At 34.8% G+C, this 16,276-nt stretch carries 17 protein-coding genes and 2 pseudogenes; 16 read left to right on the forward strand and 3 right to left on the reverse strand.

The features are described from left to right. Positions 1 to 15: 15 nt before the first annotated feature. Positions 16 to 447, forward strand: a complete 432-nt coding sequence (locus tag JCM9140_RS19290) for a YwmB family TATA-box binding protein (RefSeq protein ID WP_034750425.1) — start codon at positions 16 to 18, stop codon at positions 445 to 447. Between the two features lie 103 nt (positions 448 to 550). Beyond that, complete coding sequence (locus JCM9140_RS19295) at positions 551 to 1,051, forward strand: helix-turn-helix domain-containing protein (protein ID WP_034750428.1); 501 nt, start codon at positions 551 to 553, stop codon at positions 1,049 to 1,051. Positions 1,052 to 1,264: 213 nt separating this feature from the next. On the opposite strand, the gene spoIIP is transcribed toward JCM9140_RS19295, so the two are convergent. Further along, positions 1,265 to 2,428 carry a stage II sporulation protein P gene (gene spoIIP / locus JCM9140_RS19300; RefSeq protein ID WP_034633249.1) on the reverse strand — a complete coding sequence of 388 codons (1,164 nt, stop codon included), beginning with the start codon at positions 2,426 to 2,428 and terminating at the stop codon, positions 1,265 to 1,267. A 291-nt stretch (positions 2,429 to 2,719) separates the two neighbouring features. On the opposite strand from spoIIP, the gene JCM9140_RS19305 reads away from it, so the two are divergent. From JCM9140_RS19305 to JCM9140_RS19355, 12 genes and pseudogenes are all read left to right on the forward strand, one after another. After that, the gene (locus JCM9140_RS19305; protein ID WP_034633248.1) at positions 2,720 to 3,418 is read left to right on the forward strand and encodes a response regulator transcription factor; all 699 of its coding nucleotides are present in this window, start codon (positions 2,720 to 2,722) and stop codon (positions 3,416 to 3,418) included. Beyond that, positions 3,415 to 4,800 (forward strand): sensor histidine kinase, encoded by a 1,386-nt coding sequence (locus JCM9140_RS19310; protein WP_003322331.1) that lies wholly within the window; start codon positions 3,415 to 3,417, stop codon positions 4,798 to 4,800. The genes JCM9140_RS19305 and JCM9140_RS19310 overlap by 4 nt, the downstream gene beginning before the upstream one ends. Before the next feature lie 213 nt (positions 4,801 to 5,013). Beyond that, positions 5,014 to 5,268, forward strand: coding sequence for a hypothetical protein (locus JCM9140_RS19315; RefSeq protein WP_003322329.1), 255 nt, complete (start codon positions 5,014 to 5,016; stop codon positions 5,266 to 5,268). Positions 5,269 to 5,271: 3 nt separating this feature from the next. Further along, entirely contained in the window at positions 5,272 to 5,511 is a 240-nt protein-coding gene (locus tag JCM9140_RS19320; RefSeq protein ID WP_003322328.1) for a hypothetical protein, read from the forward strand. Between the two features lie 319 nt (positions 5,512 to 5,830). Further along, positions 5,831 to 6,387, forward strand: a pseudogene (locus JCM9140_RS19325) (TVP38/TMEM64 family protein). 89 nt (positions 6,388 to 6,476) lie between these two features. Continuing rightward, positions 6,477 to 7,310: a M15 family metallopeptidase gene (locus JCM9140_RS19330; protein ID WP_003322325.1), complete on the forward strand. Its 834-nt coding sequence runs from the start codon at positions 6,477 to 6,479 to the stop codon at positions 7,308 to 7,310. 213 nt (positions 7,311 to 7,523) lie between these two features. Continuing rightward, entirely contained in the window at positions 7,524 to 7,871 is a 348-nt protein-coding gene (locus tag JCM9140_RS19335) for a four-helix bundle copper-binding protein (protein ID WP_003322324.1), read from the forward strand. 66 nt (positions 7,872 to 7,937) lie between these two features. Continuing rightward, positions 7,938 to 8,192 carry an MFS transporter gene (locus JCM9140_RS25005; protein WP_268870596.1) on the forward strand — a complete coding sequence of 85 codons (255 nt, stop codon included), beginning with the start codon at positions 7,938 to 7,940 and terminating at the stop codon, positions 8,190 to 8,192. Next, complete coding sequence (locus JCM9140_RS19340) at positions 8,189 to 9,184, forward strand: MFS transporter (RefSeq protein WP_268870598.1); 996 nt, start codon at positions 8,189 to 8,191, stop codon at positions 9,182 to 9,184. The genes JCM9140_RS25005 and JCM9140_RS19340 overlap by 4 nt, the downstream gene beginning before the upstream one ends. 90 nt (positions 9,185 to 9,274) lie before the next feature. Then, positions 9,275 to 9,982: a DUF8832 domain-containing protein gene (locus tag JCM9140_RS19345; protein ID WP_003322322.1), complete on the forward strand. Its 708-nt coding sequence runs from the start codon at positions 9,275 to 9,277 to the stop codon at positions 9,980 to 9,982. Between the two features lie 488 nt (positions 9,983 to 10,470). Continuing rightward, positions 10,471 to 11,619 carry a serine hydrolase gene (locus JCM9140_RS19350; protein WP_235715410.1) on the forward strand — a complete coding sequence of 383 codons (1,149 nt, stop codon included), beginning with the start codon at positions 10,471 to 10,473 and terminating at the stop codon, positions 11,617 to 11,619. A gap of 70 nt (positions 11,620 to 11,689) precedes the next feature. After that, positions 11,690 to 12,328, forward strand: coding sequence for a TVP38/TMEM64 family protein (locus JCM9140_RS19355; protein ID WP_003322320.1), 639 nt, complete (start codon positions 11,690 to 11,692; stop codon positions 12,326 to 12,328). 430 nt (positions 12,329 to 12,758) lie between these two features. Here JCM9140_RS19355 and JCM9140_RS19360 read toward each other — a convergent pair whose 3' ends face one another. Further along, on the reverse strand, positions 12,759 to 13,013 hold the full coding sequence (locus JCM9140_RS19360; RefSeq protein WP_034750434.1) for a hypothetical protein: 255 nt from the start codon (positions 13,011 to 13,013) through the stop codon (positions 12,759 to 12,761). A gap of 807 nt (positions 13,014 to 13,820) precedes the next feature. Here JCM9140_RS19360 and JCM9140_RS19365 point away from each other — a divergent pair. Continuing rightward, positions 13,821 to 14,972 carry a YncE family protein gene (locus tag JCM9140_RS19365; RefSeq protein ID WP_003322315.1) on the forward strand — a complete coding sequence of 384 codons (1,152 nt, stop codon included), beginning with the start codon at positions 13,821 to 13,823 and terminating at the stop codon, positions 14,970 to 14,972. A 139-nt stretch (positions 14,973 to 15,111) separates the two neighbouring features. On the opposite strand, the pseudogene JCM9140_RS23355 reads toward JCM9140_RS19365, so the two are convergent. Beyond that, positions 15,112 to 15,810 (reverse strand): annotated as a pseudogene (locus JCM9140_RS23355) (Tn3 family transposase); the annotation flags it as partial. Between the two features lie 129 nt (positions 15,811 to 15,939). On the opposite strand from JCM9140_RS23355, the gene JCM9140_RS19375 reads away from it, so the two are divergent. Then, positions 15,940 to 16,276, forward strand: a 337-nt coding sequence (locus JCM9140_RS19375; protein ID WP_034750439.1) for a site-specific integrase, incomplete at its 3' end; no start/stop codon positions are given.

A 16,276-nucleotide genomic window follows, 5' to 3' on the forward strand; every position in this document is an offset into this window, starting at 1 on the left:
ATCACAATAAAGTAGTTGGTACAAAAAAATAACCAAAGCTTAGATGAACGTATCGTGATTACATCTTATGAAGATAGAAATAAGTATAAAGTGAATATTACTTATCAGGTTGTTGGAGATGAGTGGAATTCTGACATTATGAATGAAATATCATCAAACATTAAAGGCAGTTCCATCTTTTATATGATTCAAGGAAGTATTGAAGATAATAATAAGAACTTACAGGACTTAGCTCAAGATTTAGTACGTGACTTTTCTGGAGAGGTTAAAGAAGGGGTTGAAGAGGATCAATTCATATCGGTTTCTGCGTATAACCCTAGGTGGGATTTAAGTCTACCCTTAAATCAGAATGATAAAATGAATTTACAAATAGGGGTTAGGAGTGTTCCATACTCAGATAATGTTGATGTGACAATAGGAACACCTATTATTACGGTTGAACATTAGCTTCCTTGAATTTTCAAATTATTTAAAGGGTTTGATTGTAAGATTGCGCGAAGGTTCAGTTGTATTACTTAATTCATTATAGAATAATTTAGGGGGAGTATAAATGATCGTGTTCCACTTAAAAAACTTGTTGCTGGATAAGGAGATTTCTTTTGAAGATATTGCAAAAGATACAAAAATTCCACTGGAGGAAATTTTGTATCTTTGTTCTAAACATGCAAATAAAATAAATTTTAATACTTTGAACACTCTGTGTCACTATTTGTCAGTAACAACAAATGAACTTTTATCGTACGAGTTTCTAAGAATCGATCAAAATACATTAAACCAAAAAAGTGAAAAATTATATGGAATAAGTGCAGAAGCAGAAAATCTTAGCTCGGAAATTCTCATTAAAATATCTAATGAATCCAATCAACTTATAATAGACATTCCTAACGAGCTATACGAGCGAGTTTCTGCTTTTTCACCAAATAATATTTCTAATTTGATAGTGGAAAAAGTGATACCACTACTAAAGAAAAGATCAATTAATTTTGATGAATTTATTATAATCTCAACAGGGGCTCATAAAATTAATCATTTTTATTTAAGACGATGTTAACTATACTTAAGTAAATTCTCTCCTGCTTTCTGTTTTTTACGTACTTTTTGAGGGGGAACCAATATTGTTATTGAAGGTCCCAAAATTATAGGGGCCTTCAATAACAGGATTATAGTCATGTCATTTCAGTAATTTTTTCATTTGGTTACGTTTGTCAAAAATCAAGTAGAACTAGAGTAATTACTATACTCTAAGAAATAATGCTAAGTAAAATTAGTTATTCACCTTCTCAGCGGAGTTCCAGTAATAATCACTAATAATTTCTGCTAATGCCTCAGTTGTCCGGTAACTTTCCTCTAATGTATTATCTACACCGCCCATTTCAATAAGGATGGAGTTTTCTGAAAGATCCTGATTATATCTACCGTTAATCCCAGTCCCGTCCTTTACAAGTACCCCTCTGCTTAACCCTGGATATTGTTTTTCGAGTAAATAGTGCAAGTCCTCAGCTAGTTTTTGATTCTTCTCATAGTTAGGGTTATTTTTTCCTATAACAAAATAAGTTCGCGCATATTCTATCCCGTTTATTGTAACAGTTGTTATATCCCTGCGTAATGCATCACGATGAATTTCAAAGAAAAATTCCAAGTCTTGATTGTCTTCCATTGCTGTTTTTATAAGGTCTCTTGACGCTTCATAGGACTGAGGATAGCTCCAGCTACGTTCGCTTAACATACCACTAATATCAGTTTTGTCGACTTCTGTTCCAATTCCTCTTTTTTCTAATTCTTTTCCTAATCTCTCGCCTACTAAAGTAACATTTAGCTCTGCATGCCAAGCATCGTCCGGTTCAGATGCGTTTTTTAATTCAGGCAGGAATGATTCCCGACTATGTGAATGGATAATATGAACGATTTTATTCTGTGTTGATTGCGATTCGGCGCTCATATCATTACGTTCATCAGAAGTTTCTTCGTTCATATTTGCCAAATTCTCAGAAGCGGCCTCTCTTTCAGCAAGAATGACATCCAAAGGGGGCGCTGATTCAGAAGTAGGCATATTTGTAAAATCAGATCCTTCTCCAGCGACAACAATCGTTCCATCATAAAAAGAAAACCCAGGAAGTTCTCTTCCTAAAAAAGTTCTAGGATCATCAAAATTTATATTAGTTATTAATTCAAATGCAAATTTCCCTATTGAAGGATTTTGACTTTCAGCTGGCAAAACTTCTGAAAAATAATGATTCTCTATGCTCATAAAATAAAAGAGTGATTCAACGGAGATGTCATAAGTTGTTCGTTTTAATGCGTCACTTGTTAGCGATGTTTGCAAGGTCGTTAATGCTCCAATAATTATAAAGATGGAAATCATACTTAAAATCAACATAATTATCATATTTTGTATGGGTGCAGTACTATGAGTTTTGCTAGATTTCAAAAGCGACCTCTCCTTTCACTCGTTAATAGATATGACCATAAGTTAAATATTAGAAGAATCAAATTCTACAAAACTCTATTAATTTAAGTGAGATTTTTTATTAATAATAGAAAAAGAGGCAAGAGAATAGTTCATTATAAAGTGGTAATGGAATGAAAATGAATCTTCTTTGACTAAAAGTTCATTGTTTTTACATACTTTTAAGTTAGTATGACATTAGGAAGTTTATATTAAAAATTTAGGTGAAGAGGCAGTATGTTTAAGAAATAGATTAAGCATGAGGTGAGATCAATGAAAAAAATACTTATAGTTGATGATGAAAAACAAATGCAATCATTGCTCTGTGTATGTATTGGTTCTAGTGAATTTGAGTTAACGAGCGCGGGTTCTGGAAAAGAAGCACTTGAATTAATAAAAGAGCAACAGTTTGATTTAATGTTACTTGATATTATGATGCCAGAAATGAATGGCTTTCAAGTATTAAAGGAATTAACAGAGAAAGAATTATTAGTGCCTACTATTATTATTTCAGCTATTGGTGAAACAGATCAGGTGGTAGAGGGGTTAAACCTTGGGGCATCTGATTATATTACGAAGCCGTTTGAACCGAAAGAACTAGTGGCCAGAGTTAATTCTGTACTTCGACGTGTAGAACCTTTACAACAGGTAGAAAAAAGGAAGGGGATGTTTGGAATTACTATAGATCATTCGCAGCAAATGGTTTTCTACAATCAGAAAGGGATTCCACTGACGAAAAAAGAGTATCAACTTTTTAGTACCCTTCTATCCAACCCTGGACGTGTTTATACAAGGGAACAACTCTTTTACCTTGTATGGGATGAGGCAGATGATCGTGATTTCCGAAATATTGATACCCATATTAAAAACATCCGTGACAAATTAAAAAAAGCCGGGCTTGACAACACTGTCGTGGAGACAGTATGGGGGATTGGTTATAAAGTTCCTCAGCATGAGGGATTGAGTACATGAAATTGTCGACTAAAGTGAGCTTGCTTGTTCTTTTGTCCGTGGTATTGATCATAGTCATGATGGGTTTCTCCTTTTACACCCTTTCGAAATCATTTTACAAAAATCAACTCCAGGGGGAAATTGAGCATAGACTTGACGCACACCGCGAAGTAGTAGAACTGCATATGGTGCCAGAAACGCTAGAACATGTGATGATTATGGAAAAAAGAAACCAAGATAATACATTTATTATTTTTGATGCGAATTTTAATGTTCAAAATAGTACCCAACAAGTTTCAAAGGAAATGATTGATCGATATCAAAGTTGGATTGTTAGTCTTTCTAAACGATCGAATGAAAAAACAGAATTTGTTAACACGATGACCGAACATATTCCCCATATTTGGTCATACGAACCGTTTAAAATCAACGGAGAGTTGGCAGGGTATCTATTTATTGACCAAGATACTGGTAGCTTTGAAGAAGCTAGATTAACTCTTTTAGGTATTACAATGTCAATGGGATTGATTACACTTTTATTTTCGGGTATGTTTACAATTTTCTTATCAAAAAAGATTACTCTTCCAATTACGAATGCACGGGATTTGACAAAGCAAATAGCAAAAGGGAACTTTGATGTCCAACTTTCTAGTAAAGGAAATGACGAAATAGACGATTTATTAAGGCATATTTCTACTATGGCAATACAACTTAAAGAATATAGGGATACAAGACAACAATTTCTAACCAACGTCTCCCATGACATCAGAACACCACTAACATATATTAAAGGCTATGCTGCATTGTTAAAAGATCAGAAGGTGGAAGCAGACCTTGTTCATGATCAGGCAACAATCATTCACCAGGAAGCTGTGCGAATGGAAAGTTTAGTAAAGAACCTTTTTCAATTAATGAAGCTAGAGGAAGGTAAAATCCAGTTGAATATTCAGGAAATCGATCTTGTAGATTTCATTCAAGAAGTTAAAAAGAAAGTAACATTAGCTACTGATGATAAGAAAATAGACATACTCTTTTCGTACGCCCACCCAACTCTTCTTGCTAACATTGACCCAGATCAGTTTGAACGAGTCTTACTTAATCTTTTGAATAATAGTATTAGACACACAAACCTAAATGGGAAAATACAAGTTAGATTAGAGGAGAGATACAAAGAAATAATAATTGAAATTGAAGACAATGGCGAAGGAATTCCAGCTAAGGATCTTCCCTATATATGGGACCGTTTTTATCGAGTAGACAAATCGCGTTCCACGAAATACGGTGGTAGCGGATTAGGGTTAGCCATTACTAAGCAAATTATTGAACAGCATGGTGGAACAATACAAATCAAAAGTACAGTTAATGTAGGAACGGTCTTCACCATAAGATTGAACAATTCTTGATATATTGTTATCAAATATGGATGGACTTAACAACCAGCGAGCAGAATAAGTCCTTTTTTCATAAATAGAAATAGCCTCAAAAATTAAATTTTCTAAAGAAAGTATTAATCTTTTGTATTTCTTCATATTTCCATCAAATTCTTTTGTTACATTTTTTATGAAAGATCCTTAAAGTTCTGTAGGGAACCGAATTAATGAAAGGGGTTTGGAAAAATGGATTTAGTTACATTTCTTTTACTTGGTGTTCTTGTGCTCTTAATCCTGACTTGTGTTAAAGGCATGGGCAAGCACGGTGGAAGTTCTACCTGTTGTTCGCCTAAAAAAAACATAACTGCTAATCCAGTAAACAACGAAGAATCAGTTTCTGAATCGATCGAGTTACAAAAAATGCATTCACAAATAGAGAAAATAGAAAAGGATAATCAAAAACTATTGAAAGAAATGGAAGGATTACGAAAGGAGTTGTAACAATTGAACACATTTTTACTAGTATTTATTGCGATTAAAATCGTTTGTCTGTTCTTCTGTTGGAAAGCCGTCAAGATGGCTAAGCAGAGTACCCCTAATGGGACGCAAAAAAATAAGAATGAGAATTTAATTAACTCATCTGAAGATTGGCAGCGAGCACATAAACAAATGAGTAAGTTAATGGAAGAAAATAAAAAGTTGACTGCATCTTTAGAGGAACTAAAAAAGTCAAAGTCATCTTAAGGAAAATGCTCATGTTATAGAGTAATCATTGTAAAAGATTAATGTAATGTTGGTAATTGAAGAAAACAAATGACGCATGAAAGAATAATGGCATTGACTCCTATCAATTTGTTGTAGGAGTCTTTTGTTGTCTATAAACAAAGTTACTATAGATAATACCAAAATTTAAAAAACTTCATATTTTCTACATAATTGAACGATAGAATAATAGTTCTTGATCAGAGTAACAATACACGAAAAATAAAACGTAAGGGTCTATGGAGATCTATTAAAATTACGAGGGTTTAAATCATTATGAAGATAAATAGAGGAGGGGAAAATGGAAGATAGACTTATATATTACTTTCAAGAGTATGAACACTTTGCAATCTTAATTAGTATTGGAATTAGTATTATTGTTGCAGTATTAGGAGTTATTCCAAGTTTCTTTGTGACTGCAGCGAATCTTATCTTTTTCGGGTTCTGGATGGGGACAATTATTTCTTTTGTTGGAGAGGCGCTCGGAGCATCATAGCATTTTATTTGTATCGAAAAGGGTTAAAACAATTTTCTCAGAAGCCATTGGACAAGTACCCGAAATTAAAACGGTTAGTACATTTAAAAGGAAAAGATGCCTTTTATTTAATTTTATCCCTTCGCCTTCTTCCTTTTGTTCCTTCAGGTCTGGTTACTCTTGCTGGAGCCATTGGTAGTGTCTCATTTATCACTTTTGCTATTGCAAGCTCAGTAGGTAAAATACCTGCGCTTTTGATTGAAGCGTATTCGGTTTATCAGATTACTCAATTTGAGTGGCAAGGAAAAATGATCCTTAGCATTGCAGCGCTTTATTTAATTTTTGTTGTTTGGAAAAAAAGGAAGCAACCCACTTCTGTATGAATAAGCCACTTATTAAGAAAGTTTAAGATCTGAAATCTCGCTAAGTTGTAATTGCAGTAATAACACAGAAAGGATAGGTCATGTATTAAATGAGGTATTTTTACATTGCTGCACTAGCAGTGGTATTTGGAATCTTAATTGTAATTTATAAAGAAAATTCACTATTAACAGATTCTACAAAAGAAGAAAATAAAGAAATGTTATTAAGTGACTACTTATCAACAGACGACGGAAAAATGAAGAATAAGAACGATGATTTAGATAGTGCTCCAATAAAAAATAGTATTGATAAAGGCGAACAATCCCAAGAAGATTTTGATAAAGATAAACCATGGGAATCTTACACGGAAGAGCAATTAGATGATATTCTTTTATTAATAAATAAAGAGCGGGGCTTACCAAAAGACTATGTACCTTCGGATTTAGTTGAGCCAAATGTCCCCTTTCCGTTCATTGAGGATCTGCCTCAACGCTTAATACGACAGGAGGCAGCGGCAGCACTTGAAGATTTATTTAAAAAAGCCAATGATGAAAACTTAAATCTTTATGCTCAATCCGGGTATCGCTCTTATGAACGACAGGAGAGTATCTTTGCGTATTATGTTGAGAGAACCGGTGAAGAAAAGGCAAGTCGAGTAAGTGCGAATGCTGGGCATAGTGAGCACCAAACTGGTCTAGCCATGGATGTCACTAGTCCGGAAGTGAATTTTCAATTAGTCACCTCATTTGAAGATACACCTGAGGGGCAATGGATTAAGGAAAATGCTGCGCAGTTTGGTTTTATCATACGTTATCCAAAAGATAAAGAAAAAATTACAGGTTATCAATACGAGCCATGGCATCTTCGGTTTGTAGGCAAAGAGCCGGCCAAAATAATTCATGAACAAGGGTTAACGTTAGAAGAATACTTAGGATTTGAGTAAGCTTTGAAGAGTAGATTTTAATTAAAGTAAATACTAATATCTTTATTCTTAGCTCTCTTCTCCAGGGGGCTTATTTACGTTTTGGTATCATGATGATAATTAAATTTCGAACAAATTTCCTTTAATACTTCTGCCTTATGTAACTTGGTAATATTTACTAGGTTTTTGTAGAGTGGTCTATTAAATAATAAGGAAGAAGGGAGGAGATGTAAAATGACCACTTTGATTGATTCAACTATACAGCAACATCAGGCGTGTATTGATGCTTGCAACAAATGTATGCAAGCATGCGAAGAATGTTTATCATCATGTCTAAAAGAGCCTGATGTCCAAGCTAGAACTCACTGTATCAGTATGTTAAGAGACTGCGCAGATATTTGTTCAATGGCATCTCAGTGGATGTCACGTGGAAGTATGTTTGCAAAACAATTTTGTGAAATGTGTGCTATGATCTGCGAAGCCTGTGCTACTGACTGTGAGAAGTTCCAAGACGCTCATTGCCAGGAATGTGCTACTTACTGCCGCAAGTGTGCAGAAGAGTGCCGTAAAATGGTAGCTTAAAATCGAGCAAAAGCAGGTGACCAAGGTTGCCTGTTTTTGTTCAATACCTGTTAAAGAAGGGGTCAAATGATTATACAAGACATTAAAAAGTTAGATCGTACCATGCTGATTTTATTATTCGGAGTCTTGCTTTCCCATTTAGGAACATACTTAGTGATTCCTATGTTACCGATTATGTTAAAAATAGATGCAGCATTATCTCTAGCGCAAATAGGAATGATCTTAGCAATGAATGCCATATCATTTCAATTTGGGAGCTTACTCGGAGGATTTTTGGCAGATCGTATTGGCAGAAGGTTCATTATTGGGTTAGGAGCATGATTGGTGCAGTTGGATTAATCGGTTTTGGACTCTTTAATATATTTGGATTGTTACTTGTAGCCTCACTGATTACAGGTCTTGGCAATGGATTGAATGCTCCATCAACCAAGGCGGCCATTGCGGCACTGGCATCAGAAGAAACGCAAACGACAGCCTTTTCGATGCGTGGGATTGCAGCTAATATCGGAACAGCAGCTGCTGGCCTTATTATCTTCTTTGTTGTGACAGGATCCTCTAAGTTGATTTTTTGGATAGCGGGAGTTATTTATGTGGTACTCGCATTAAAGAGTTGGTTTTTCCTTCCGAAAAATTGCGGAGATGCAAATTGTCCCGTTATCCCATCGGGTGCTTATAAGGAAGTGTTTAAGAACAAACCTTTTATTATGTTTGGTGTAGTAAGTGTTGTGATTTGGGCTTTGTATGCTCAGTTAGCTTTAACGCTTCCACTACGGGCAACGGAGGTTTTGCCTGATCCAAGTAATGTGGCTTTGATTTGGACGATCAATAGTGGGATTGTCATTTTGGCTCAAAACGTGATGACAGGAAAAGTTATTCAGAGGTTACATCCGTTAACCGCACTTGCATTCGGGATGTTATTTATTGGGTTTGGAGTCGGTTCTCTTTACTTTGCTACATCGTTTTTTCACCTTGTTTTAAGTGGTGCCATCTTTGTTGTAGGTGAAATGCTTATCTTACCAACTATCGATAGTACAATTTCACAGTTATCGACAGCCGGATTGATCGGTCTCTTCTTTGGATTGGCGAATGTGATGTCAGGCTTAGGTGAAGCTGGTGGAAACTTTATTGGTGGTCAATTACTTCAAATCGGAACAGAAGTTAGTTATTTACCGTGGGTCGTGTATGGAGCAACAGGGGTAGCGTTATTCTTGGTTGTTCTATTACTCAAGAAATGGCAGCCACTTGAACAATTATTACAAAAGGCTACGACACAAGATGATAAGCCGAGACACGCACCAAGAGTTCAACCGTGACCTACGAAAAACCGCTCTCATCCGTTTAGTGGTTGGGAACAAGAAGTAATTTTTAGGAAAAAAAGTCATCCACAGAGATAGGAGAATCAAATGGAACAACATCAACATCATGAAATGCAACATCATATGCACATGGGCGCAGCCGAAAACGATATCATTACAACCATTACGTATCAGGACTCTATTTTGAATATTCATTTAGAAGATCGAGAAGGGAGCCCACTAGAGCTATTACAAACACATGAGAAATATATGCACCTGATCGTCGTCAGTGATGATTTGCAAGAGTTTTATCATTTACATCCTGAGCAAATTGATTTGTATACGTATGAAGTAACGCTCCCTCTTCGTGATCTTACATCTTATAAGGCTTTTGTTGATATAAATCCGAAAGGGAAACATTATCTAATTGAAGCGAATGCAATAGAGGGCAATATACTTAATCATACTCATTTCTGTCATAATGAAATGAATCTTATTCCTAACAAAGAAAAGATAAAGGAAATTAGTGGGAAGATCGTTGAAATGACTCACGGTCCATTGAAAATCGGAGAAGATGTTACACTTCATTTCGATCTCAAAGGTGAGAAACCTGAACCTTATCTAGGGGCTCTTGGACATGTAGTAATCATTGATGATGAAGTAAAGCAATTTATTCATGTGCATCCTAATTCAGATCATGAAACAGTATTTGTTGCTCAATTTATAGATAGCGGTTTTTACAAACTATGGGTTGAATTTAAATTTGCAGAACAAATAATTGCTTTTCCTTTTTGGATAGAAGTAAAGGAAAAGTAAATGCATGAAATATTTTATCACGCCAATCAGAGACTTGAATCTCAAAAATTCTTGTCTTTTTCTTTTTGCTTATAATTCTACAAAGGCTAGTGTAAATATAAAACGAATACTATACGATTGAAAAAACTACCAGAATGACTTTCTAAGCATAGAAATGGATGAGCTGACGTTTTAAAAAATATAATTGATAGAAGTCCACAAAAAAAACACAATTAAGAGGTACGCTAATATAGTAGTAAGGTCGCTAATTATAAATAATGAATATTAAATGAAGAATTGGAACTGGAGGCAGAAAAAGTGAGAATTAGATTCAAAAAAAGTTTTACAATGGCAGTTTTAGTATTGGTGATAACAAATGTATTAATAACTTCTCCCGTGTCAGTTAGTGCGAATCCAAATATAAATACAAACTCAGCTATCCTTGTAGATGCTACCTCTGGAAAGATCTTATTACAAAAAATATAGATGAATTATTAAAAGTTGCTAGCATGTCAAAAATGATGAGTGAATATTTAGTTCTCGAGGCTATTAATAATGGGGCAATATCTTGGGAACAGGTCGTTCCTATAAGTGACCTCGTTCGTGAAATATCACATAATAATAATCTTTCCAACGTTTATTTACGGCAAGATGAAACATATACAGTTAAAGAACTTTATGAGTCAGTAGCTATATATTCAGCTAATGGTGCTACGATGGCATTAGCAGAGCTAATTGCTGGATCAGAAGAATCATTCGTTAACATGATGAATGATAAAGCAATGCAATTGGAATTAGGGGAGTATGGAGTTGATTATAAATTTGTTAACTCTACAGGTCTACCGAACCAATATCTTTTAGGAAAGCACCCAGAAGGAACGACAGAAAAGGATGAGAACGAATTAACGGTTAGGGCAACTGCGAAGTTAGCTTTTCATTTACTAAAAGATTATCCAGAAGTTCTAGAGACAGCTAGTATTGAAAGAAAAATCTTTAAAGAAGGAACAGAGGACTTTATCCAAATGGATAATTGGAATTGGATGCTCCCTGGTTTAGTTTATGGATACCCGGACGTAGATGGTTTGAAAACGGGATATACTGCTCAAGCTGGATATAGCTTTACTGGAACTGCTGAAAGAGATAACGTTCGATTAATTACAGTTGTAACAAAGACAAGCTCACTTGAAGAACGTTTTAGCGAGACTAAAAAACTATTAGACTATGGTTTTTCACAATTTTCAATAGAAGAACTTATCCCTAAAGGATATAGACCTGAGGGACAGGAAACCGTTGGAGTTTCGAAAGGGAAAGAACATGAAGTTGCTGTTATTACTGACGAAAGTCTAATAAGTTTCGTGCGTGTAGGAGAAAGAGACAATTATATTCCTGTAGTTACTTTTGACCAAGAACGTTTAAACGAGAATGGCGAGCTAATTGCTCCTGTAGAAAAAGGAGAGAAAATAGGAACGATATCGTTAGAGTATGTAGGAGAAAATGATTATGAATTTATAGATAGTAATTATATTGCCCAAGTAGATGTAATAACAAATGAAGCGATTGAAGAGGCAGGTTTCTTTAGCTTGGTTCTTCGTTCAGTAGGTGGATTTTTCTCAGAACTATGGGTAACTCTTTATAACGCAATTAAAGGTTGGTTCTAATCATCTGAGAGGTACATCTAAGTCTAGATGATACCTCTCTATTTCTTTCCTAGAAGGAGAGTGAAATAGAATGAAAGTATTATTATTTTTAGTAACACTACTTATCTTCAAAATTTTAATTTTCAGCCAAAATGATTGGTTTTTATATCTGAAAGCTGGTGAATGGATAGAATTAAAAAGACTAATCGGCAATGAATTAATAATTGTCTTATTAATAACCATGGGACTTATGATAATGCAAAATCTATTCTCATTTCTACCATTTTTAGTTCTCACCATGTTCAATATTTGGTTATTTGGTTTCTTTTATGGGTATCTTTGGAGTTTAGCCGGAAATATTATCGGGTCTGTGATTGTATTTTATATAGCGAGGTATTTTTCACAAGGGAAGATCTTTAAACACAATCATTTGAAAATAAAGAAAACGATTGAAGAGAATGGGTTCCTAGTTATTTTAGTGAGTCGCATTACACCTGTAATTCCGTCTAGTATTATAAATATTTCATGTGGAATGAGTAATATAAAAACCAAAGATTACGTACTTAGTACTATGTTTGGTCACGCTATCTTTGTATTTGTACTATCTATTTTATCTATTGGACTGATTTCATTTGAGGAACAATATATTGTATATCTATTCTTATTCCTTATTGTTGTAGGTATTACAGCGTTAAAAATAAAAAGAAAAGTCTCTTGGTTAAATGTTTAGTTACTAGGTAGAATAGTGTTTAAAAAACGATTTTGTGAATTTAGCTTACTTTTGAAGAGGCTACCCATTATAACAATCTAACTAAATGAATGCACAAATCGTCAATGGATTTGTGCATATAACCTGAAGAGGATCTTTTATGATTTTAAGTAGGGTTCCTGATAAATAACATGAAGGCCAGGGCTATTAAAGCAATAGAGGGTAAGAGGACTTCTTCCTGTTGTGCAAATATTTTACTATTACAGGTTGTCTATTGCTCAGTTCACTTTTGTTTAGTTAATTTCATTTTCTAACTCGATAAGAGAAAAAGACAGCAATGCTTATTAAAAGAAAGAGAACAATTCCTGCTATAAGCCAGCGATGAGGATCCGAGATAAAACAACTTCTTCTCCCGCAGTCCACTCTGTACGGTGACCAATCCTATCATCAGCTACAAAAAAATGAGCGTGATTCTCGTCTTAATGAAAATAGCCTGATCATCAAGTCCTCCAGTTTGTAACACGATACCATTTACAACATAAACGGTCACAGTTGTTCGTGTTGAAAAACGACTATCATCATATACAACCCGAATTTCTCCTGGTTCTAAAGGTTCTATTACTAACCTATGTGCATGAGTGGTGGAAGGATTCGTAATGAGTATAATTGTTAATAACAACAAACTTATAATAAACAATCTGTCCATGGCTACACACCTCAACCTTTGGAATCCTATAGGGAACGGGGAAAATTAGGACTGTGTCCCAGTCCTTTATATTCAGTTGGATTTTGCGGATCGGCAGTTGATTTGATAAGGTGAGCAGCATGATGTTCTAGGTCTTTAATATTTTTATTTTTCCTCATAGTCTCATCCTCGAATCATTTTGATTAAGTTCTAAGGAATAAGTACCAGGATCAAAATTATAAAGCGCAGGCCATTCATAAGGAAGATCGTCGTGATGATCAATTTCTGATTCTTCATTGGGAAGGGCATCAGTGTTTTTTGTTGCAGATGCTCGTGATCGTCCTCATTTTCGACTGCAAGCTCGTTTTCTTCAGTCTCGATCCTATGTATTCCCCTTCATTTGTTGATATTTCATCGTCCCTATCTGAACAAGCTGTTATGAACCAAAGAGAGCTAAACCACCAATAGACAACATTACACTTTTTTTCACCGTTCTTCCCCCCCAATGTAAATTGAACTATTTAACTCAGAGATTGTTATAGATGATTTTAAAAGTTATGATGAATTGAAATTATGAATATTATCTTGAAAAAGCAGTATCATACACAGGTAATTAGGAAATTAGGTAAAGTGTTTTGATTTCTATAATTTAAAAAGGGGTCACCAGATAACAACTTTTCATTACAGATATTTATATAGAAACTATGAAGAAAGCAAGGCAATCTATTGAACAAAAATCATTTAATATTTGCTTTTGTGATTGGAATCACATTTGTCGAATAATCCTCCTTTTATACTTACATTTATAAAGAACTAGGAGGGAAATAGATGAATAGAAAAATTTGCTTTATACTCATGATTTTGACAATTTCACTTTTGCTTGCTGCTTGTGGACAGAACGCTGAAAGCGTGGTAAATAAAGAAGAAAATGCTAATGCAGAAAACAAGTTGAATGATGGTATGGAAGAGACAGAAAAAAAACAAGTGGACGTGGGGGAAGCGGATTTCGAAGAAGAGTACATTGTTGTAGTCGGAAATGAAAAGGATGGGACTATGTCTGTCATTTACTATCCAGAAGGAAGGCAAGAGCTTGTTTACCTTGATGGGGAAGCACATAATCTAGAAGTCAATGTCGAGTCTCAGTTAATTTGGGTAACTATTAATCCGCCACATGAGGATAATGAAGATGAGGAACATAGTCATAACCATGAAGATGATGGTAACGAAGAACAAGATAAGGTAAAACAAGAAATGATTGTAGCATATGATATAAACACGTTAGAAAAAGTGGAAGAACATCAGGTAGGGAGTCACCCAGCTCATGTAACGACTACAGAGAATGGTGAGATCGTTGTCGTAACAAATTCTGGTGATAATTCTGTCACGGTTATTAATAGAAAGACAGATGAAGTTGTTAATGTAGAAGTGGGAGAATATCCACATGGAGTAAGGATATCGCCCGATCAACAAAATGCTTATATAGCGAATATGCAAAGTGCTGATGTTAGCATTATTGACTTACAATTGAATGAAGAAGTTAATCGAGTTCATGTAGGAGAGGGTGCTGTTCAAACTGGATTTTCCCATGACGGAAAGTATGCCTTTGTTGGATTGCATGTTGATAACCAACTAGCTGTTATTAATACGTCAACGCAAGAAGTAATCAAACACATTGATGTCGGAGTAGGTCCGGTACAAATGTTTGCTAGTTACGACAATCAATATGTCGTTGTTGCAAATCAAGGAAGTGAAGAGAACCCATCAGACACGATCTCTATTATAGGACTTGATACATTAGAAGTTGAAAAGGAGGTTCCGTTAGGAAAAGGGGCACATGGTATTGTAATTTCTAAGGATAGTCAATATGCCTTTGTTACAAATATGTTTGAAGACACGGTTTCCGTTGTTGATTTAAAAACGTTAGAAGAAGTAAAACGATTAGATGTAGGGGAATACCCTAATGGTATTTCTATAAACTAGAGGAAAAGCCTTAAGAAGTTGTAGGTAAACTTTTTAAGGCTGGGGTATAACCAACATTTTGTCATAAAACCCACGTTAAGACAATAAATGGAAAACATAAGCTGATATCACCAACGCTAAGGAGATATCAGCATAATTTTTATATCTTTAAAGGTCGTAATTCATTTGATTTGGGTACCTTTTTCGAATCAAATAAATATTCTCCAAGTAAATTTATATGTTCCCAACCAATGGGGAAATGTGAGGTAATAACTCCTCTTTTAATAAGCCCTTTTCTTTTAATATCTTTGTAGCCTCTGTGAGATAAACGGTATTCCAAACTGTAGTAGCATTTATAAGAATATTTAAGGCACTAGCTCGTTGAAGTTGATCTTGCAATCCTCTTTCCCGTAACTCTCCACGTTTACCAAAAAATAAGGCTCTTGCCAATCCATTCATAGCTTCACCCTTATTTAATCCTCTTTGGATACGCCGGCGTAATGTTTCATTAGAAATATAGTCTAATATAAAGATTGTCTTTTCAATTCTACCCATCTCTCGCAATGCTGTTGCCATTTTATTTTGGCGAGAATAAGATCCTAACTTTCCTAAAAATAAGTGAAGCCGATACTCTACCTTCCCGTATGGAATGTGCTAATCGTAAGACATCATCATAGTTATCTTGAATAATCTTAATGTTGATTTTTCCTCGTAGAATGCTGTCAATCTTTGAATAAACATTGGATTTATCCATGACATAAAGTTTAGAGTCAGATAGATCTCGCATTCTAGGAGCAAAGCGAAAACCTAATATATGGCTTAATCCAAAAACCTGATCGGTGTAACCAGCCTTAATTGTACTATCATTAGAAGTAGTTATTAACGTATCTTACGATAACAACTACTTCTTTTTTATTTCCTTATAGAATCATTATCTGTACTATGAAATTTATGTATATAAAGTATCCTAAGAAACCAGGGGGTGGTAATGTTGAAAGTACAAGAGGTTCTTATTCAAGAGAAGAAAAGATATCTGTTAATTGACAAGGATGGCTATCCTGTCATACCGGTTGCAAAGTATATAAAGTATTTAGATAACGTTGGAAAAGCTGAAAACACACTAAAATCATACTGTTACCATCTAAAGCTTTACTTTCAATTCCTAGAGGAGTGTGGATTAGAATATCAAGAAGTAAACCTTGATATTTTGGCTCAGTTCATCGGATGGCTGAGAATTCCTGATCAATCTACAAAAGTCATTTATTTTGAAGAAACCTTAGCAAAACGATCAGAAAAAACGGTCAATACCGTCATAACATGTGTCG

It is taken from the genome of Halalkalibacter wakoensis JCM 9140, assembly GCF_000513095.1.
GTDB lineage: Bacteria > Bacillota > Bacilli > Bacillales > Bacillaceae_D > Halalkalibacter > Halalkalibacter wakoensis.